This window comes from Arthrobacter sp. TJ-240 (assembly GCF_058269195.1).
In genome coordinates this window covers 102079-119864 of the sequence record NZ_JBZCNG010000008.1, presented here as the reverse complement: position 1 = coordinate 119864, position 17786 = coordinate 102079, and the positions used below count along the sequence as shown (strand labels likewise).

Genomic DNA, 17786 nt, shown 5'->3' with positions numbered 1-17786 from the left:
AGGGCGGCCGCCTGACAGGTGGCCGCCCTTCCCTGCGCCGGGGAGGCGCGCCGTATCCTGTAACGGGTCCGGCAACATTCCCACCGCTCGCACCCCCGGCCGTCCGCTCCGGACCGGCCCCAGTTCTATGCCCGGGAGGCACCTCATGGTCACCACTTCGACTGCTGCGACGGATGGTACCGGGCGCCGGCGCCGGGTCCTCCTCAAGCTCTCCGGCGAGGTGTTCGGCGGCGGCAAGCTGGGCGTCGACCCCGAGACCGTCCGCTCCGTGTCGAAGCAGATCGCGGCGACGGTCGGCGACGTGGAGGTGGCCATCGTGGTCGGGGGCGGCAACTTCTTCCGCGGCGCCGAACTCTCGCAGAGCGGCATGGACCGCTCGCGTGCCGACTACATGGGCATGCTCGGCACCGTCATGAACTGCCTGGCGCTGCAGGACTTCCTCGAGCAGGCGGGCGTCGAGACGCGCGTGCAGAGCGCCATCACGATGGGGCAGGTGGCCGAGGCGTACATCCCGCGGCGCGCCATCCGCCACCTCGAGAAGGGCCGCGTGGTCATCTTCGGTGCCGGTGCCGGCCTGCCGTACTTCTCGACCGACACCGTCGCCGCGCAGCGTGCCCTCGAGGTGCACGCGGACGAGGTCCTCATGGCGAAGAGCGGCGTGGACGGCGTCTACACCGCCGACCCCCACAAGGACCCGACGGCGGAGAAGCTCGACACGCTCTCCTACGACGAGGCCCTGCGCCGCGACATCCGGGTCATGGACCAGACCGCCATGACCATGTGCAAGGACAACAACCTGACCATGGTGGTGTTCGGCATGGAGGGTGAGGGCAACGTCACGCGGGCCATCCGCGGCGAGAAGCTCGGGACCGTCGTCTCGGCCTAGCGGTACGCCTAGCCGGTCCCGACGGGCGGGGCAACGCCGCCCCGCCCGCGCCCGGACGCGGCGCCCCCTTGAACTAGGATTGAACACTGGAACGGTTGCCGAGCAGCCGACTGCGGAGCGAAGGAGCACATTGTGATCGAAGAGACCTTGCTGGAAGCCACCGACAAGATGGACAAGGCCGTGGAGGTTGCAAAGGACGATTTCGCGACGGTCCGCACCGGCCGCGCCAACGCGTCCCTGTTCTCGAAGGTGGTGGTGATGTACTACGGCGCCCCCACCCCGCTGCAGCAGCTGGCCTCGTTCCAGAACCCGGAGGCGCGGACGCTGCTCATCACCCCGTTCGACCGCACGGCGCTGAACGACATCGAACGGGCCCTGCGCGACTCCGACCTCGGCGCGAACCCCTCCAACGACGGCAACGTGATCCGCGTGGTCCTGCCCGAGCTGACGCAGGAGCGCCGCAAGGAATACGTGAAGCTCGTGAAGACCAAGGCGGAGGACGCGAAGATCTCCGTCCGCAACGTCCGCCGCAAGGCGAAGGACGGCATCGACAAGGCCGTCAAGGACGGCGACGCCGGTGAGGATGAGGGCTCGCGGGCCGAGAAGGAGCTCGACGCCCTGACGAAGTCCCGCGTGGACCTCATCGACGAGCTGTTGAAGCGCAAGGAAGCGGAGCTGCTCGAGGTCTGATGGCTGACCACGATCCTCCCGGCGTCGGACCGGCGACCGGACCCGACGCCGGGACAGACGCCGGGACAGACGCCGGGACGGACGCCGGACCACACAACGGCCGCGTCGCCGTCGCACCCGGCGGCGGGCCCGCCGCACCGGCGCCCGGCTCCCGCAGGGCACTCCGTGCCGCACGCCTCTCGGGCCACAGGCTGCTCCGCCGCCGGCGCCGGCCCAGGACTCCCGGGCAGGCATCGCGTGCGGGACGCAACCTGCCGGCCGCGATCGGCGTCGGGGCGGCGCTCCTGATCCCCACCCTGGTGGGCCTGATGTTCTTCCCGGTGGTCTTCGTCGGCATCGTCACCCTGTTCGCCCTCGTCGGCGTGTGGGAGATCTGCCGCGCCCTCGAGCTCCGACGCATCCACGCGCCGCTCGCGCCCACCCTCGCCGGGACGCTCGTGCTCCCGTTCGCCGCCTACTTCGGCGGTGGCGAGGGGCTCGCCGCCGCCACCGTGCTGTCCGTCCTCGCCCTGTTCATCTGGCGCACGGTCGATCCCGCCCCCGACGCCGGCAAGAGCCTCATGGCCGGGACGTTCACGCTGCTGTGGGTGCCGTTCATGCTGAGCTTCGCGATGATCCTCATGCGCGCGGAGGGCGGCTTCCTCGTCATCGCCACGCTCCTGCTGCTCGTCGTCGCCAACGACACGTTCGGGTACCTGATCGGTGCGTTCTTCGGCAAGCACGCGATGGCCCCCAAGATCAGCCCCAAGAAGTCGTGGGAGGGCTTCGGCGGGTCCATCGGCGGTGCGGTCGTCGTCGGCGGGCTCTGCTCCGTCTTCCTCATGGGACAGCCGCTCTGGGTGGGCCTCGTTCTCGCCGTCGTCATCGTCGCCTCGGCGACCGCCGGCGACCTCGCCGAGTCGATGATCAAGCGGGAACTCGGCGTCAAGGACATGGGCAACCTCCTGCCCGGCCACGGCGGGGTGATGGACCGCCTCGACTCGATCGTCTTCGCCTCCCCGATGGCGTACCTGCTGTCCGCTACATTGGTTCCGGGCTTGCTGTAACCGCAGGTCAGAGGGCATGCCGGAGTTGCCGGCGCCCGGTCTCACGAGGGTCTGATCACGAAGGACAGAAATACGATGCATGTCGCTCGCCCGGGCAGTTCTCCGTTCGCGCGCGTCGGACGCACCGAGTTCGGCTACAACACGCGCCAGGTGGACCGGTTCCTGACCAAGGCCCGCGGGTACTACAACGCGGACGACCCGGACAGCGCCATCACCAGCAAGGACGTCCGCGCCATGGCGTTCGATCCCGCCAAGGGCGGCTACGAACCGCAGGCCGTCGACGCGGCGCTGGACCGCCTCGAGGACGTCTTCGCGGTGCGGGAACGCGACCACCTGATCCGGACGCAGGGCGAGGACGCGTGGCTGCGGCAGGTCGGCCGCTCGGCCGCCGTCCTCCGCAACCGGCTCCACCGCCCGGCGGGGGAGCGGTTCCGGCGCCCCGCGAAGCAGGACACCCCCAGCTACGACGTCGAGGACGTCGACCGGCTGTGCGACGAACTCCTGCGCTACCTGGAGCACGAGGTGCCCCTGAGCGTCGACGTGGTGCGCCGGGCCGTGTTCCGGGAGGCGCGGGGAGCCGACGGGTACGAGGAGAACCAGGTGGACGTGTTCCTGGACCACGTGGTGGAACTCATGGCGGGCATCGACTGACGCACCGATAGGCCCTACCGCGGCTCGGGGGTGTGCAGCCGCGCGAGGACGCGCGACGTCGACGCCGGCCGCCGCCCCGCCGTCGCCCGCGAGACCAGCACCATGGTGAGGAACGCCGTCGGGACCGTCCACAGGGCGGGCTGGCTCAGCCACACCCACTGGTCGCCCGCACCCGTCACGGCCGCCGCGGTGATCGCCCCGCCGCACGACAGGGCACCGGCCAGCATGCCCGCGACGGCACCGGCGTCCGTGAGGCCCCGCCACCAGATGCCGAGGAGCAGCAGCGGGCAGATGGTCGAGGCCGTGAAGGCGAAGACGGAGCCCACGCTCCCGGCCAGCGCGAGGCTGTCGGTGAGCAGGGCGATGCCGAGGGGGACCGCCGCGGACAGGAGGGCCGCGGCCCGGAATCCCCGCACGCTGCCGTGGAAGAATTCCTGGCTGACCACCCCGGCGAGCGACACCACGAGACCGCTCGTCGTGGACAGGAACGCGGCGAAGGCCCCGGCGGTCACGAGGGCGGACAGGACATCGCCGGTCACCCCGCCGAGGATGCGCCCGGGCAGCAGGAGCACCGTCGCATCCGCCGCTCCCGCCGCCGCCAGCTCCGGGGTGTGGATGCGGCCGAGGATCCCGTAGACGGTTGGGAAGAGGTAGAACACCGACAGGAGCCCGAGCACGATCAGCGTGGTCCGGCGCGCCGAGGCACCGTCCGGGTTCGTGTAGAAGCGGACGAGGACGTGGGGCAGCCCGAGCGTGCCGAACAGGAGCGCGATGACGAGCGAGATGGTGCCGTACAGCGAGGCGTCCGCCGCCGTGTCCAGGTCCGCGGTGAACGCGCTGCCGCCGGCGGTGACCGGCAGGCCTGCGTCGCCGAGGTGGACGAGCATGAAGACCACAGGGACGGCGAGGGCCGTCAGCTTGAGCCAGTACTGGAATGCCTGCACGAACGTGATGGAGCGCATGCCTCCGGTCACCACGCTGAGGCACACCACCACGACGACGGCGAGCGGTCCCGCCCACGCGGGCAGGTCCGTGGTGACGCGCACGGTCAGTGCCGCGCCGTGCAGCTGCGGCACGATGTACAGCCAGCCGATCACGACGACGAGCAGGCTGGTCACGCGGCGCACGAGCAGGGAGTCGAGCCTCGCCTGGGCGAAGTCGGGGATGGTGTACGCGCCCGACCGGCGCAGCGGCGCGGCGACGAACAGCAGCAGCATGAGGTAGCCGGCCGTGTAGCCGATCGGGAACCACAGGGCGTCCACACCGGAGATGAGGATGAGCCCGGCCACGCCGAGGAAGCTGGCGGCGGAGAGGTACTCGCCGCCGATGGCGGAGGCGTTCCACCATGGGCGTACGGTCCGGGACGCCACGTAGAAGTCGCCGGTGGTCCGCGAGATGCGCAACCCGTAGATGCCGATGAGCACGGTGCTGAGCGCCACGAGGACGAGGGCCGTGTACCCGATGGCGGGGCTCAACCGCAGGAGGTCGTCGTCGAGCACCGACGTCACACCCTCAGTCATCGTCGACGAGGTCCTGGAAGCGCCGCTCGTTCCGGGTGGCGCTGCGTACGTAGAGGACGGCGCAGCCGATGACGAGGGGGTAGATGCCGAGGCCGAGGAGCAGCCACGGCACCGGTACGGTGAAGACCATCACGCCGTCGATGGCGGGGAACAGTGCGAGCAGCACCGGGATGCCGATGAGGATGACGAGGAAACCGGCCGCGACCACGAGCGCCAGGCGCAGCTGCGACCTGATGAGGGACGCGACGAACAGCTGCCCCACCTCCGACTGCTCGGCCATCTCGCGGGCCACGGGGAAGGACGCGCCGGTGGCCCGGGCGGCCGTCCTGGGCGCAGTGACACGCACCCGGCGCGGCACTGCGGGCTGTTCCTCCGTCATCCCGGGATCCGGTCCGTCGGCCGTCAGTGGCTCGGGCGGAGGCGCGTGGCCTCGAGCTTCTCGCGGACGTCGGGGAGGTGCCGCCGGCTGACCGGCAGTTCGGCATCACCGACGAAGAGGCTCGCGCGGCCCGCGCCGATCCGGACCTGCCGCACCTGGTCCATGGACACGAGGTAGGAGCGGTGCGTGCGCAGGAACCCGGCCTCGGCCCACTGGCGCTCGAGGTCGTTCAGCGGGATGCGGATGAGGTAGCTCGCCTCGGCGGTGTGCAGGCGCGCGTAGTCGCCCTGGGCCTGGACGTACAGGACGTCGTCGCGCCGGATCATCCGGCTCACACCGCCCTGGTCCACGGTGATCACCTCGGGTGCCGTGCCGGAGCCCTCGGCGAGCTCGCAGACCCTGCGGACGGACTCCGCGAGCCGCGCGGTCCGCACGGGCTTCAGGAGGTAGTCGACGGCGCGCAGGTCGAACGCCTCGAGGGCGCGGTCCTCGTCCGCGGTGACGAAGACGACGGCGGGCGGGCGGCTGTACCGGGAGACCACGCGGGCGATGTCGAGCCCGGAGAGGGCCGGCATATGGATATCGAGGAAGAGGGCGTCGACGCTGTGGCGCTCGAGGGTCCGGAGCACGTCCGCCCCGCTGGAGGCCCGGTGGATGGTCCCGATCCGGGCGTCCTTGCCGAGCAGGAAGGCCAGCTCCTCGACTGCGGGGAGCTCATCGTCGGCGATGATGACATTGACCATGGGTTACAGGTTACGCGTCCTACGCCTGGTGCTCGGGCTGCGACTTGGGCACGCGCAGGGTGATCAGCGTGCCGGCGCCGGGCGCGGTGTCGATGATGAGCCCGTGGTCGTCGCCGTACACCTGGCGGAGGCGGGAGTCGACGTTCCGCAGGCCCACGTGGACGTCCTCGGTGTGGCCCGCGAGGACCGAGCGCAGGTGGTCCGGATCGATCCCGACGCCGTCGTCCTCGATGGTCACCTCCGCGAACGGCCCGACGTCGTGCGCGGTGATCGTGATGTTCCCGACGCCGTCCTTCGAGTCCAGCCCGTGCCGCACCGCGTTCTCGACGAGGGGCTGGAGGCTGAGGAACGGGATGACGGTGCTGAGGACCTCGGGGCCGATCTCGAGGCTGACGCGGAGGCGGTCGCCGAACCGTGCGCGTTCGAGCAGGAGGTACCGGTCGATGCTGCGCAGCTCCTCGGCCACGGTGGTGAAGTCGCCGTGACGGCGGAACGAGTAGCGGGTGAAGTCCGCGAACTCGACCACCAGCTCCCTGGCCCGCTGCGGATCGGTGTTGATGAAGGACGCGATCGCGTTCAGCGAGTTGTAGATGAAGTGCGGGCTGATCTGGGCGCGCAGTGCCCGGACCTCGGCCTCGGCCAGGAGGCGGCGCGACGAGTCCAGTTCCGCCAGCTCCACCTGCGTGGACACCCACCCGGCGAGTTCATTGGTGGCACGGACGAGGCCGGCGTTGACGTCGCCCGCGAACGCGCCGACCGTGCCCACCACGCGGTCGTCCACCCGGATGGGGGCGAGGACGAGTTCGCCGAGGTCCGGGCCGAGCGCGTCGAGGCGCTGCCGGCGGACGATCTGCGTGCGCCCGCTCTCGAGGACCTGCCGCACGAGCGGCATCACGTCCGGCGGGGTGCCGCGCCCGCCCTCCCAGGCGAGCACGCCGGCGGCGTCGCTGATCATCAGCACGTCGCAGCGCAGCAGGCCGCGCAGGTGCCGGCTCGCCCGGGAGGCGCCCGACGGCGTCAGACCCTCCCGCAGGTGCTCCGAGGCGAGGGCCGCCGTGTGGAGCGTGGCGTACGTGGCCCGGTCGGCGTCGGACCCGAGGTCGCGGTACGAGCGGGACAGCCGGAACCCGAGCGACGCCACGACGGCGAGGGTGAGGACGGCCACGGCGCACACCAGGGCGGTGTCGACGGCGGCACTGAACATGGCTTCAGCGTATCGCCCGGCCGGCGGCCGGGCGGACCGCGCCGTTCGTCGTGCCCGGCGACCGTTCGGCGCACCCTGCTGCGCGCTCGGCGATGCGCGGCGCGGCGCGGGTGGTCTCCTCCTCGGCCGTGCCGCACAGTGATGGGAGTCACACCGGCGTGCCCTCCTGCGCGGCCGTCCCTGCCGTAACGCGCCCGGGTGACTCCCAAGAGAAGAAGGAGGAACCATGGGTTCGCACCCAGTAGAGCCGGCCGCCGGCTCCGGTGCTGCCGTCGACTTCACCGAAGTCCAGCAGACCGAGCAGTTCAAGGAACTGCGCAAGCGCCACCGCAGTTTCGTGTTCCCCATGGCAGTGTTCTTCCTGCTCTGGTACTTCGCCTACGTGCTGCTGGCCGACTACGCGCACGAGTTCATGGCCACGCCGGTCTTCGGCAACATCAACATCGGCATCATCCTCGGGCTGCTGCAGTTCGTCAGCACCTTCGCCATCACCATGTGGTACGTCAGCTACGCCAACCGGCGCCTCGACCCGATCGCCGCGGAGCTTCGGCACGAGCTCGAGGAAGCGGCACCCGAGGCCTTCATCGACCCCGCAGGAGGAACCAAGTGATCGCTCCCAGCGCGGCCGTCCGCGTACCGCTCCAGACCGCAGAGGCGACGACGGTCGGTTCACCGCTGCTGAACATCGCCATCTTCGGCGTGTTCGTCGCGATCACCCTCGTGATCGTGCTGCGCGCCAGCCGCAACAACAAGACCGCGGCCGACTACTACGCGGCCGGGCGCTCCTTCACGGGCGGGCAGAACGGCACCGCCATCGCCGGCGACTACCTGTCCGCGGCATCGTTCCTCGGCATCGTGGGCGCCATCGCGATCAACGGCTACGACGGCTTCCTGTACTCGATCGGCTTCCTCGTCGCCTGGCTGGTGGCCCTGCTCCTCGTCGCCGAGCTGCTGCGCAACACCGGCAAGTTCACCATGGCCGACGTCCTGTCCTTCCGCCTCAAGCAGCGGCCGGTCCGCATCGCCGCGGCCATCACCACCCTCGCGGTCTGCTTCTTCTACCTGCTCGCGCAGATGGCCGGCGCAGGCGGTCTCGTCTCGCTCCTGCTCGGGATCAACGACCGCGTGGGCCAGTCCGTGGTCATCACGGTAGTCGGCGTCCTCATGATCATGTACGTGCTGATCGGCGGCATGAAGGGCACCACCTGGGTGCAGATCATCAAGGCGTGCCTCCTGATCGCGGGCGCGTTCATCATGACGGTCTGGGTCCTGGCCCTGCACGACTTCAACCTGTCCACGCTGCTCGGCGCGGCCATCGAGACCTCCGGCAACGCCGCCATCACGAGCCCGGGCCTGCAGTACGGCCTCAGCGCCACCACGCGCCTCGACTTCCTGTCCCTGGCGCTCGCCCTGGTCCTCGGCACCGCGGCCCTGCCGCACGTCCTCATGCGCTTCTACACCGTACCCACGGCGAAGGAGGCGCGCCGCTCGGTGGTCTGGGCCATCTGGCTCATCGGCGCGTTCTACCTGTTCACCCTCGTACTCGGCTACGGCGCGAGCGCCCTGATCGGCGCCGAGCGCATCGCGGCCGCTCCCGGCGGCGTCAACTCGGCGGCCCCGCTCCTGGCCTACGAGCTCGGCGGGTCGATCCTGCTCGGCCTCATCTCCGCCGTCGCGTTCGCCACGATCCTCGCGGTCGTCGCGGGCCTCACCATCACGGCCGCCGCCTCGTTCGCGCACGACATCTACGCGAGCGTCATCCGGCGCGGCAAGGTGGACCCCGACGGCGAGGTCAAGGTCGCACGGCGCACCGTCGTCGTGATCGGCCTGCTCTCGATCCTCGGCGGCATCGGCGCCCAGGGCCAGAATGTCGCATTCCTCGTGGCGCTCGCCTTCGCGGTGGCGGCCAGCGCCAACCTGCCCACCATCCTCTACTCCCTGTTCTGGAAGCGGTTCAACACCCAGGGCGCCATCTGGAGCATGTACGGCGGGCTCGGCTCGGCCATCCTGCTGATCGCGCTCTCGCCCGTCGTCTCCGGCGGTGAGAAGTCGATGATCCAGAGCGCCGATTTCTCCCTGTTCCCGCTGAGCAACCCGGGCATCGTGTCCATCCCGCTGGCGTTCTTCCTCGGCTGGCTGGGCACCATCCTGTCCCGGACGAAGGAGGATCCGATGAAGCAGGCCGAGATGGAGGTCCGCTCGCTCACCGGTGTCGGCGCCGAGAAGGCCACCGACCACTGACAGGTTCCCCTACCGCTCGAGGCCGCTCCACCTGCCGGTGGGGCGGCCTCGTCCGTCTGCGGGTCGCGGCTCGAGGAGGTCATGGCTCGAGGAGCCGGAGGACCGCGGCGAGGGTTGCCGGCATGCTGACCGACGGGTCGTAGAGCCACTGCAGCTGGATGCCGTCGAAGACCCCGATGATGATGCGCGCGGCGTCCTCCGGATCGACGTCGGAGCGGACCTCGCCCCGTTCCTGTGCACGCGCGATATCCTCGGCGGTCACTGCCACCACCCACGCGTAGCGGTTCCGGAAGTAGTCACGCGCGGCGTGGCCCGGCCGTGTGGCCGTCGCCGAGGCCACCGCGAAGAGCGCGGTCAGCCCGGGGTGCTGCGCGTTCCGCTCCGCCACGCGCGGCAGGTCGGCGAGCGACGCGGCCGTCCTGCTGTGCTCTGCGGCGTGCTGTTCGTCGCGGTCGGCGAGGACCGCCGTGAGGAGGTCCTGCTTGCCGCTGAAGTAGTGGAAGAGCGTCGCCTCCCGGATGCCGGCACGCTCGGCCACGAGCTTCAGGGTGGCGCCCTCGAAGCCTTCCGCGGCGAAGACCTCCGCGGCGACCGTGAGGAGCTCGCGCCTCCGCTCGACGCCCTTGGCATAGGATCCCCGCGCCCGTCTGTCCATGCGACGAGTGTAGGGCGGTCGTGGGGCCGGGCGGCGCGGTGGGTCAGGCCGGCGTGCGCGGCCCGCGGGCGAGCAGCGGCTCCACCCGGAACGGGATGAGCTCGCCCATCGCGAGCGAGGTGTCGCAGCGCTCCACGCCCTCGCAGGCGAGGATCTTGCCGTTGATGCGGAACAGGTCCTCGGCGTCGACCGCGACCACCCGGACGAGGATGTCCGCCTGGCCCGTCACGCCGAATGCCTCCACCACCTCGGGGACGGCGGCGATGCTGCGGGTGATCGCGGCCAGTTTCTGCTGCTGCACGTGGACGTGGATGAAGGCGGTCAGCGGGTAACCCAGCGACACCGTGTTGATGCGCCGCTCGAACGAGAGGAAGACGCTCTTCTTCTCGAGCTGCGCCATCCTCGCCTGCACCGTGTTCCGCGACAGGCCCAGCTTCTGCGCGAGGGCGACGACGGTGCGCCGCGGGTCCTTGGCCATGGCCTGCAGCAGGCGGGTGTCGGTGAGGTCGAGGGGTTGCATAGTGCGCAACGCTAACACGGCGGATGACACCGCAATAGTGCACTCTGCTCACTGAACGAGTTGACGGTTGTGCCTCCTGCCCTCTGTGAGTAGGGTCACACTCACTCCGGGTAAAGGCGCCCGGAGCCCTCCAGACCGATCGATCGATGGAGGGTTGCCTGCGAGTACGAAGGTTGCGTGCAATGACCCAGGATGGCTCCTCCCCGGACCGGGCGAGCGGCACGGTGCACCCCGGCCCCTCCCGTCCCGGCGCCGACGAGCTCGTGCAGCTCGTCGATCCCCACGGCGTCCGCCACCCTCACGGACACTACGACGACCTCGTGGCCGACGTCGACGGCCCCGCCCTGCAGAAGCTCTACGAGGACATGGTGGTGGTGCGGCGCATCGATGCCGAGGCCACCGCGCTGCAGCGCCAGGGGGAGCTCGCGCTCTGGCCCCCGCTCCTCGGCCAGGAGGCAGCGCAGATCGGGTCCGGCCGGGCCCTGCGCTCCGACGACTTCGTGTTCTCCAGCTACCGCGAGAACGCCGTGGCCTACTGCCGCGGGGTGGACCTCGCCGACCTCCTGCGGGTGTGGCGCGGCAACGCCTCGTCGGGCTGGGACCCGTACACCATCAACATGGCGACGCCGCAGGTCATCATCGGCGCGCAGACCCTGCACGCCACGGGCTATGCGATGGGCATCCTCAACGACGGCGCCGACGCCGTCGCCGTCACCTACTTCGGCGACGGCGCCACGAGCCAGGGCGACGTGAACGAGGCCATGGTCTTCGCGGCGAGCTACCAGGCGCCGGTGGTGTTCTTCTGCCAGAACAACCACTGGGCCATCTCCGAGCCGGTGGGGCTGCAGGCGCACGTGCCGATCGCCCGCCGTGCCCCCGGTTTCGGCATCCCGTCCGTGCGCGTCGACGGCAACGACGTCCTGGCCTGCCTCGCCGTGACGCGCGAGGCTCTCGCCCGGGCACGTTCGGGCGGCGGACCCACCTTCATCGAGGCGGTCACCTACCGCATGGGACCCCACACGACGGCGGACGACCCCACGCGCTACCGGGACGCGAACGAACTCGAGGACTGGGCGGCTCGTGACCCGCTGGCGCGGCTCGCGACCCTGCTGGACTCGCTCGGCCTGCTCGACGCCGACTACACCGACTCCGTGAAGGCGAAAGCCGACGCCGTCGCCGCCGAGCTGCGCGAGGGCTGCCTGTCGATGCCGGAGCCGGCCCCGTCCGACGTCTTCCGGCACGTGTACAGCGAGCCGAACTCCTGGCTGGACCGCCAGCAGGACCACTACGAGCGGTACCTGGCCTCCTTCGCCCAGGCCCCGCAGGAAGGACCCCGCTGATGTCCACGATGACCTTCGGCCGCGCGATCAACGCCGGCCTCCGCCGCGCCATGGACGAGGACCCCAAGGTGGTCCTCATGGGGGAGGACATCGGCAAGCTCGGTGGCGTCTTCCGCATCACCGACGGCCTGCAGAAGGACTTCGGTGCGCACCGCGTCCTCGACACCCCACTGGCCGAAGCCGCCATCATGGGCACCGCCGTCGGCATGGCCTACCGCGGGTACCGTCCCGTGGTGGAGATCCAGTTCGACGGCTTCATCTACCCGGCCTTCGACCAGATCGTGTGCCAGGTCGCCAAGCTGCACTACCGGACCCAGGGTGCCGTGAGGATGCCCCTCACCATCCGGGTCCCCTTCGGCGGCGGCATCGGCTCGCCGGAGCACCACTCGGAATCGCCGGAGGCCTACTTCACGCACACCTCCGGCCTGCGGGTGATCAGCGTCTCGAACCCGCAGGACGCCTACACGATGATCCAGCAGGCCATCCGGTGCGACGACCCCGTCCTGTACTTCGAGCCCAAGCGCCGCTACCACGTCAAGGGCGAGGTGGACGAGGCGTCCGACCCGGCGTCGTCGGACATGGGCGCCGCCCGCGTGGTCACCGAGGGCACCGACGTCACGCTCGTGACGTACGGCCCGCTCGTCCCCACGGCCCGCGACGCCGCGACCGCCGCGTCCGACGACGGCCTCTCGATCGAGGTGATCGACCTCCGGTCCCTCGCGCCGATCGATTTCGCGACCGTCGAGGCGTCGGTCCGGAAGACCGGCCGGCTCGTGGTCACGCACGAGGCCGCACAGTCCGGGGGCCTCGGTGCCGAGATCGCCGCGAGCATCACGGAGCGGTGCTTCGACTACCTCGAGCACGCCCCGGTGCGCGTCACGGGCTTCGACATCCCGTACCCGTACTCCAAGCTCGAGTTCCACCACCTGCCGGACCTCGACCGGATCCTCGACGGCGTGGACCGCGTGATGCGCCGGCCGAACTCCCTGAGCGGACCCGACAGCGCGTCCACCACCGAAGGAGCAGTACAGTGACGACGACGTCGTCGAGCATCGTCCGCGAGTTCCGCCTCCCCGACCTCGGGGAGGGCCTCACGGAGTCGGAGATCGTCCAGTGGCACATCGCCGAGGGCGACACCGTCGAGCTGAACCAGATCATCGCCGACGTCGAGACCGCCAAGGCCGTCGTCGAGCTGCCCTCGCCCTACGCCGGCGTCGTCGTGCGGCTGCACGAGCCCGCCGGCACCACGGTCGACGTCGGAGCGCCGATCGTCTCCTTCGCCGTCCCGTCCGAGGCCACGTCCGAGGTCACGGGGGAGGTCACGGGGGAGGCCACGGTGTCCTCCCGTCCCGCGGTCCGCGAGGAGCAGCCCGCGAAGCGCGAACCGAACCTCGTGGGCTACGGGGCCGCGGTGGAGAAGGGCGGGCGTCCGCAGCGCCGGAACCGCGTCCTGCCGGCCGTCCTGTCCACGGTGGCAGTTCCTCCGGGTCCCGTCCCTGCCGAGCGGCCGCGGTCCACGCCTCCGGTCCGGAAGCTCGCCCGCGACCTCGGCATCCCGCTCGACGGCCTCACCGGTACCGGCCCGGGCTCGCTCATCACCCGGGCCGATGTCCTCGCCGCCCTCGCGGGCACGGCGGGACACCCCGTGGCGACGGATCCGGTCGTGCCCGCGAGCCCGCGGAGCACGGTTCCGGCCGGCCAGACGCGGACCCCGATCAAGGGCGTACGCAAGCACACCGCGGCGGCCATGGTGGCGAGTGCCTTCACGGCGCCGCACGTGACGGAATTCCTCACCATCGACGTCACGCCGACCATGGACCTGCTGGCCGAGCTGAAGCAGAGCCGCGCGTTCGAGGGCACCCGGATCACACCGCTCGCGGTCGTCGCGAAGGCCGTGTGCATCGCCGTCGCCCGGAACCCGACCCTCAACTCGTCCTGGGACGAACAGGCGCAGGAGATCGTCCAGTACGCGGACGTGAACCTCGGGATCGCGGCCGCGACACCGCGCGGACTGCTGGTCCCCAACATCAAGGCCGCGCAGTCACTGGCCCTGGTGGACCTCGCCCGGGCCCTCGGCTCGCTGGCGGAGACCGCGCGTGCCGGGAGGACCACGCCGGCAGACCTGACCGGGGGGACCCTGTCGATCACCAACATCGGGGTCTTCGGGATCGACGCCGGCACGCCCATCCTCAATCCGGGGGAGGCCGCCATCCTCGCCGTCGGGGCCATCCGCAGCATGCCGTGGGAGTACCAGGGGGCTGTCGCCCTGCGTTCCGTCCTGACGCTCAGCCTCTCCTTCGACCACCGGCTGGTCGACGGCGAGCAGGGGTCGCGCTTCCTCTCGGACGTGGGCACCATCCTCCGCAATCCTGCGATGGTCCTGGCCATGGTGTAGCGGACGGGGGTCTCACCCGAAGAGGGCGCGGTAGCCTCCCGTGCGCTCGAGGTAGGGCTCCCACACGATCGATTCGGGGTCGGCACCACTCACGGCGGCTTCGAGGCGATCGAGGTAGTAGTCCCACCCGGGGCCGACGTCGGCCACCATGGCTGCTCCCACCGGCCCGGCGGGGACCACCTGCGTGAAGACCAGGGTCGTCCCGCCGCCGGCGGACCCGTCGAGCTCGAGGGTGTGCTGCCAGGCCACGCGCGGGCCGGATCCGTCGGGGGAGAAGGTGGCGCCGTCGCGGCTGCGGACCGCGAAGCGGCGGGGCGGCTCGCAGTCCTCCACGAGGTAGACCTCCTCGGGGACGTCGTCGCCCTCGGCCGTCATGCGGAACCGCACCTCGCCGGAGGACGGATCACCGCTCCACGTGCCGATCCAGCGCTGCATGCGCGTCGGGTCGGTGCAGGCGGCCCAGACGTCGGCGGGCGGCGCGGCGAGCGAGCGGGTGAAGACGAGGTGCTCGACGCCGTCGCGCGTCTCGCGGTGACCGAGCGGGGCGGGGATTTCCATGCTGTGTCCTCCTGAAGGTCGCCCGGGTAGTCGGTGCTGTCGGGGGCGCTAGGCCAGTTCGAGGATGAGTTCCTTCACCACGGCCCCGCGGGACGGCGCGAAGCCCTGCGTCTCGCCGACCTGCTGGAACCCCCAGCGCTCGAGGATCCGGATGGAGCTCACGTTGTCGGCGACGGCGCGCGCCCGGATGGGCCGGTCGGTGACCTCGGTGAGGAACTGCCCGACGGCGGCGGTCGTGATGCCCTGGCCCCACCGGGAGCGGTCGATCCAGTAGCTGATCTCCGGGGTGTCGGCGTCGTGGTAGGCGAGGATGCTGCCCACCACCTCGCCGTCGGAGAGGATGGTGCGCACCGTGATCCTGCCGTCGTTGAGGATGTCCTGCCAGTGGTGGTCGAACACGCCGCGGTCGGAGGGGTTCTTCGCGCCGAACGCGGCCATGTGGTTGGCCCCGGGGTCGAGCTGGTGCGAGAAGAACGCGTCGAGGTCGGGTGCTTCAACGGGACGTAGCGTGATCACAGCGGCACTTTCAGTCGGTGGAGGGGCCGGGCGGGCTGCGCGGCCGGAACTTCTCGTGGGATCAGCGTACTAGCCGCCCCGGCACGTCCCGGAGGCCTCATACCGTGAGGGCCGCCCAGGCCATGTCCTGCAGCAGGTCCCGGAGCGCCGCCAGCTCGCGGGGCGAGGTGCTGCTGCGCGTGGTGTGCGGTGTCGAGTTGATGAGCCCGAACACGGCGTGGACCTTGCGCCGCAGCAGCGACCGCTCCGTCTCGGGCGCGTGGCGTGCCAGCTCGTCCACCCACACCTGGACGTAACCGCGCTGCAGGGACCGGACGGTGCGTTCGTCGTCGTGCGGGAGGGAACCGAGATCGCGGTCCTGGACGCGGATGACGTTCGCGTTGCTCAGCGCGAACTCCACCTGGAAGCGGATCAGCCCGCGCAGCGCATCCTCCGGCGAGGACGCTCCATCGGCCACGGCGCGCCCGCCCTCGAGCAGGTCCTCGCTGACCCCCGTGAGCAGGGCCGCGAGGACCGAGGGCTTGCCCGGGAAGTGCCGGTACACGGCAGGGCCGCTGACCCCTGCCGCCGCACCGAGGTCCTCGATGGAGACGCCGTTGTACCCGCGGTCCGCGAACAGCTGGGCCGCGGCGTCCAGCAGCGCGGCCCGCCGGCTGGCCTTCGCGATGCTCCGGCCGGTCACGCGCTCCTCGGTGGGCAGTGCGTCCATGGGGGTCCTTGTCGTCGGCCGGGGAATTCGTCCCCTCATTGTCATGGACAACCGGGTTAATGACCACTAACCTGAATCCAGTTAGCGCCTGCTAACTGAACTGTGCGCGAGGAAGTAGTCGATGGAGACCCTGGCATCGAAGGTCGATCCGCTCTCACCCGTGTTCTCGGAGAACGCCGAGGCCCAGGCGGAGCTCGTCGGCGACCTCCGCCGACGCCTCGCCACGGCCGCGCTCGGCGGTCCCGAGCGCTCCCGCGAGCGGCACGTCGCCCGCGGCAAGCTCCTGCCCCGCGAGCGCATCGACCAGCTGCTCGACGACGGCAGCCCGTTCCTCGAGATCGCCCCGCTGGCGGCGAACGGCATGTACGACGACGAGTGCCCGGGCGCGGGCGTGATCGCGGGGATCGGCCTCGTGCACGGCCGCCACGTCCTCGTGATCTCCAACGACGCGACCGTCAAGGGCGGCACGTACTATCCGATGACGGTGAAGAAGCACCTCCGGGCGCAGGAGATCGCCCTCGAGAACCGCCTGCCGTGCGTGTACCTCGTGGACTCCGGCGGGGCGTTCCTGCCCCGGCAGGACGACGTCTTCCCGGACCGCAACCACTTCGGCCGCATCTTCTACAACCAGGCCACCATGTCGGCGGCCAAGATCCCGCAGATCGCCGCCGTGCTCGGCAGCTGCACCGCCGGCGGCGCGTACGTGCCGGCCATGAGCGACGAGACCGTGATCGTCCGCAACCAGGGCACCATCTTCCTCGGCGGACCGCCCCTCGTGAAGGCAGCCATCGGCGAGGTGGTCACGGCGGAGGAGCTCGGAGGCGGCGACGTCCACTCCCGCGTTTCCGGTGTCACGGACCACCTCGCGGAGAACGACCAGCACGCCCTCGAGATCGTCCGCGACATCATCGCCACCCTGCCGCCCGCGGCGGCGGCCGTGCAGGCGCCGGTGGTGCCCGTCCTCGAGCCCGTGGTGGACCGGGACGAGCTCTACGGCGCCGTGCCGACGGACGTGAACGCCTCCTACGACGCCCGCGAGATCATCGCGCGCCTCGTCGACGGCTCGCAGTTCCACGAGTTCAAGCGCGAGTACGGCACCACGCTCGTCACCGGCTTCGCGAGCATCCACGGGCACCGCGTGGGGATCGTGGCCAACAACGGCGTGCTGTTCAGCGAATCCGCGCTCAAGGGAGCCCACTTCATCGAGCTCTGCGACCAGCGCGGCGTCCCCCTGGTCTTCCTGCAGAACCTCTCGGGGTTCATGGTCGGCAAGGACTACGAGGCCGGGGGCATCGCGAAGAACGGCGCCAAGATGGTCACCGCCGTCGCCACGGCCCGCGTGCCCAAGCTGACCGTCGTCGTCGGCGGCTCCTTCGGCGCCGGCAACTACTCCATGTGCGGGCGCGCCTTCTCGCCCCGCTTCCTGTGGATGTGGCCCGCCGCCCGCATCTCGGTCATGGGCGGCAACCAGGCGTCGTCGGTCCTCGCCACCGTCAAGCGCGACCAGCTCGAAGCGCGCGGGCAGGAGTGGCCGCTCGAGGACGAGGAGGCGTTCCGCGCCCCGATCCGCGACCAGTACGAGGCGCAGGGCAACCCCTACTACTCCACGGCGCGCCTGTGGGACGACGGCGTGATCGACCCCGCCGACACCCGCACCGTGCTCGGCCTCGCGCTCGAGGTCTGCGCCAACGCGCCCCTGCCCGATACCTCCTTCGGCCTCTTCCGGATGTGAC

General features: G+C 70.7%; 19 protein-coding genes. 10 read left to right on the top strand and 9 right to left on the bottom strand.

Annotation, left to right across the window (positions count from 1 at the left end; genetic code table 11):
- The first annotated feature begins 145 nt into the window (after positions 1-145).
- The 4 genes from pyrH to AC4D2C_RS17205 all read left to right on the top strand — a co-directional run bounded on the left by pyrH (position 146) and on the right by AC4D2C_RS17205 (position 3273).
- The gene (pyrH, locus tag AC4D2C_RS17220; protein ID WP_490916035.1) at positions 146-886 is read left to right on the top strand and encodes a UMP kinase; all 741 of its coding nucleotides are present in this window, start codon (positions 146-148) and stop codon (positions 884-886) included.
- Between the two features lie 132 nt (positions 887-1018).
- Positions 1019-1576: a ribosome recycling factor gene (frr, locus tag AC4D2C_RS17215; protein WP_490908266.1), complete on the top strand. Its 558-nt coding sequence runs from the start codon at positions 1019-1021 to the stop codon at positions 1574-1576.
- Positions 1576-2622: a phosphatidate cytidylyltransferase gene (locus AC4D2C_RS17210; RefSeq protein WP_490916034.1), complete on the top strand. Its 1047-nt coding sequence runs from the start codon at positions 1576-1578 to the stop codon at positions 2620-2622. Before frr ends, AC4D2C_RS17210 begins: the two co-directional genes overlap by 1 nt.
- A gap of 75 nt (positions 2623-2697) precedes the next feature.
- Entirely contained in the window at positions 2698-3273 is a 576-nt protein-coding gene (locus tag AC4D2C_RS17205; RefSeq protein WP_490916033.1) for a DivIVA domain-containing protein, read from the top strand.
- A gap of 14 nt (positions 3274-3287) precedes the next feature.
- On the opposite strand, the gene AC4D2C_RS17200 is transcribed toward AC4D2C_RS17205, so the two are convergent.
- Genes AC4D2C_RS17200 through AC4D2C_RS17185 form a run of 4 tightly spaced genes read right to left on the bottom strand, consistent with a single transcriptional unit; the run spans position 3288 to position 7119 of the window.
- Positions 3288-4748, bottom strand: coding sequence for a sodium/solute symporter (locus AC4D2C_RS17200; RefSeq protein ID WP_490916096.1), 1461 nt, complete (start codon positions 4746-4748; stop codon positions 3288-3290).
- A 37-nt stretch (positions 4749-4785) separates the two neighbouring features.
- A complete protein-coding gene (locus AC4D2C_RS17195) occupies positions 4786-5172 on the bottom strand; it encodes a DUF485 domain-containing protein (RefSeq protein WP_490916032.1) in 387 nt (128 codons plus the stop codon).
- A 23-nt stretch (positions 5173-5195) separates the two neighbouring features.
- Complete coding sequence (locus tag AC4D2C_RS17190) at positions 5196-5915, bottom strand: LytR/AlgR family response regulator transcription factor (protein ID WP_490916031.1); 720 nt, start codon at positions 5913-5915, stop codon at positions 5196-5198.
- A 19-nt stretch (positions 5916-5934) separates the two neighbouring features.
- Positions 5935-7119 carry a histidine kinase gene (locus tag AC4D2C_RS17185; RefSeq protein WP_490916030.1) on the bottom strand — a complete coding sequence of 395 codons (1185 nt, stop codon included), beginning with the start codon at positions 7117-7119 and terminating at the stop codon, positions 5935-5937.
- Between the two features lie 226 nt (positions 7120-7345).
- Here AC4D2C_RS17185 and AC4D2C_RS17180 point away from each other — a divergent pair, with 226 nt between their 5' ends.
- Both AC4D2C_RS17180 and AC4D2C_RS17175 read left to right on the top strand, forming a co-directional pair.
- Complete coding sequence (locus AC4D2C_RS17180) at positions 7346-7729, top strand: DUF485 domain-containing protein (protein ID WP_490908260.1); 384 nt, start codon at positions 7346-7348, stop codon at positions 7727-7729.
- 65 nt (positions 7730-7794) lie between these two features.
- Positions 7795-9360, top strand: a complete 1566-nt coding sequence (locus AC4D2C_RS17175) for a solute symporter family protein (RefSeq protein WP_490908333.1) — start codon at positions 7795-7797, stop codon at positions 9358-9360.
- Between the two features lie 79 nt (positions 9361-9439).
- On the opposite strand, the gene AC4D2C_RS17170 is transcribed toward AC4D2C_RS17175, so the two are convergent.
- Both AC4D2C_RS17170 and AC4D2C_RS17165 read right to left on the bottom strand, forming a co-directional pair.
- Positions 9440-10015, bottom strand: a complete 576-nt coding sequence (locus tag AC4D2C_RS17170) for a TetR family transcriptional regulator (protein ID WP_490916028.1) — start codon at positions 10013-10015, stop codon at positions 9440-9442.
- 43 nt (positions 10016-10058) lie between these two features.
- A complete protein-coding gene (locus AC4D2C_RS17165; protein WP_490908258.1) occupies positions 10059-10535 on the bottom strand; it encodes an Lrp/AsnC family transcriptional regulator in 477 nt (158 codons plus the stop codon).
- Between the two features lie 182 nt (positions 10536-10717).
- Between AC4D2C_RS17165 and pdhA the strand changes: the two genes are divergently transcribed.
- Genes pdhA through AC4D2C_RS17150 form a run of 3 tightly spaced genes read left to right on the top strand, consistent with a single transcriptional unit; the run spans position 10718 to position 14270 of the window.
- Positions 10718-11875 (top strand): pyruvate dehydrogenase (acetyl-transferring) E1 component subunit alpha, encoded by a 1158-nt coding sequence (gene pdhA, locus AC4D2C_RS17160; protein ID WP_490916027.1) that lies wholly within the window; start codon positions 10718-10720, stop codon positions 11873-11875.
- On the top strand, positions 11875-12909 hold the full coding sequence (locus AC4D2C_RS17155) for an alpha-ketoacid dehydrogenase subunit beta (RefSeq protein WP_490916026.1): 1035 nt from the start codon (positions 11875-11877) through the stop codon (positions 12907-12909). The genes pdhA and AC4D2C_RS17155 overlap by 1 nt, the downstream gene beginning before the upstream one ends.
- 17 nt (positions 12910-12926) lie before the next feature.
- Positions 12927-14270 carry a dihydrolipoamide acetyltransferase family protein gene (locus AC4D2C_RS17150; protein WP_490916094.1) on the top strand — a complete coding sequence of 448 codons (1344 nt, stop codon included), beginning with the start codon at positions 12927-12929 and terminating at the stop codon, positions 14268-14270.
- A 12-nt stretch (positions 14271-14282) separates the two neighbouring features.
- Here AC4D2C_RS17150 and AC4D2C_RS17145 read toward each other — a convergent pair whose 3' ends face one another.
- The 3 genes from AC4D2C_RS17145 to AC4D2C_RS17135 all read right to left on the bottom strand — a co-directional run bounded on the left by AC4D2C_RS17145 (position 14283) and on the right by AC4D2C_RS17135 (position 16053).
- The gene (locus AC4D2C_RS17145) at positions 14283-14828 is read right to left on the bottom strand and encodes an SRPBCC domain-containing protein (RefSeq protein ID WP_490916025.1); all 546 of its coding nucleotides are present in this window, start codon (positions 14826-14828) and stop codon (positions 14283-14285) included.
- Between the two features lie 48 nt (positions 14829-14876).
- On the bottom strand, positions 14877-15344 hold the full coding sequence (locus tag AC4D2C_RS17140) for a GNAT family N-acetyltransferase (protein WP_490908254.1): 468 nt from the start codon (positions 15342-15344) through the stop codon (positions 14877-14879).
- 97 nt (positions 15345-15441) lie between these two features.
- Positions 15442-16053, bottom strand: a complete 612-nt coding sequence (locus AC4D2C_RS17135; RefSeq protein ID WP_490916024.1) for a TetR/AcrR family transcriptional regulator — start codon at positions 16051-16053, stop codon at positions 15442-15444.
- 121 nt (positions 16054-16174) lie between these two features.
- Between AC4D2C_RS17135 and AC4D2C_RS17130 the strand changes: the two genes are divergently transcribed.
- Positions 16175-17785: a carboxyl transferase domain-containing protein gene (locus AC4D2C_RS17130; RefSeq protein WP_490916023.1), complete on the top strand. Its 1611-nt coding sequence runs from the start codon at positions 16175-16177 to the stop codon at positions 17783-17785.
- The last annotated feature ends 1 nt before the right edge of the window (position 17786 follow it).

Bases quoted from the DNA above. Each gene is read 5' to 3' on its own strand.
- pyrH (WP_490916035.1), top strand. From the start codon at position 146: ATGGTCACCACTTCGACTGCTGCGACGGATGGTACCGGGCGCCGGCGC.
- AC4D2C_RS17210 (WP_490916034.1), top strand. From the start codon at position 1,576: ATGGCTGACCACGATCCTCCCGGCGTCGGACCGGCGACCGGACCCGAC.
- AC4D2C_RS17205 (WP_490916033.1), top strand. From the start codon at position 2,698: ATGCATGTCGCTCGCCCGGGCAGTTCTCCGTTCGCGCGCGTCGGACGC.
- AC4D2C_RS17195 (WP_490916032.1), bottom strand. From the start codon at position 5,172: ATGACGGAGGAACAGCCCGCAGTGCCGCGCCGGGTGCGTGTCACTGCG.
- AC4D2C_RS17190 (WP_490916031.1), bottom strand. From the start codon at position 5,915: ATGGTCAATGTCATCATCGCCGACGATGAGCTCCCCGCAGTCGAGGAG.
- AC4D2C_RS17185 (WP_490916030.1), bottom strand. From the start codon at position 7,119: ATGTTCAGTGCCGCCGTCGACACCGCCCTGGTGTGCGCCGTGGCCGTC.
- AC4D2C_RS17180 (WP_490908260.1), top strand. From the start codon at position 7,346: ATGGGTTCGCACCCAGTAGAGCCGGCCGCCGGCTCCGGTGCTGCCGTC.
- AC4D2C_RS17170 (WP_490916028.1), bottom strand. From the start codon at position 10,015: ATGGACAGACGGGCGCGGGGATCCTATGCCAAGGGCGTCGAGCGGAGG.
- AC4D2C_RS17165 (WP_490908258.1), bottom strand. From the start codon at position 10,535: ATGCAACCCCTCGACCTCACCGACACCCGCCTGCTGCAGGCCATGGCC.
- pdhA (WP_490916027.1), top strand. From the start codon at position 10,718: ATGACCCAGGATGGCTCCTCCCCGGACCGGGCGAGCGGCACGGTGCAC.
- AC4D2C_RS17155 (WP_490916026.1), top strand. From the start codon at position 11,875: ATGTCCACGATGACCTTCGGCCGCGCGATCAACGCCGGCCTCCGCCGC.
- AC4D2C_RS17145 (WP_490916025.1), bottom strand. From the start codon at position 14,828: ATGGAAATCCCCGCCCCGCTCGGTCACCGCGAGACGCGCGACGGCGTC.
- AC4D2C_RS17135 (WP_490916024.1), bottom strand. From the start codon at position 16,053: ATGGACGCACTGCCCACCGAGGAGCGCGTGACCGGCCGGAGCATCGCG.
- AC4D2C_RS17130 (WP_490916023.1), top strand. From the start codon at position 16,175: ATGGAGACCCTGGCATCGAAGGTCGATCCGCTCTCACCCGTGTTCTCG.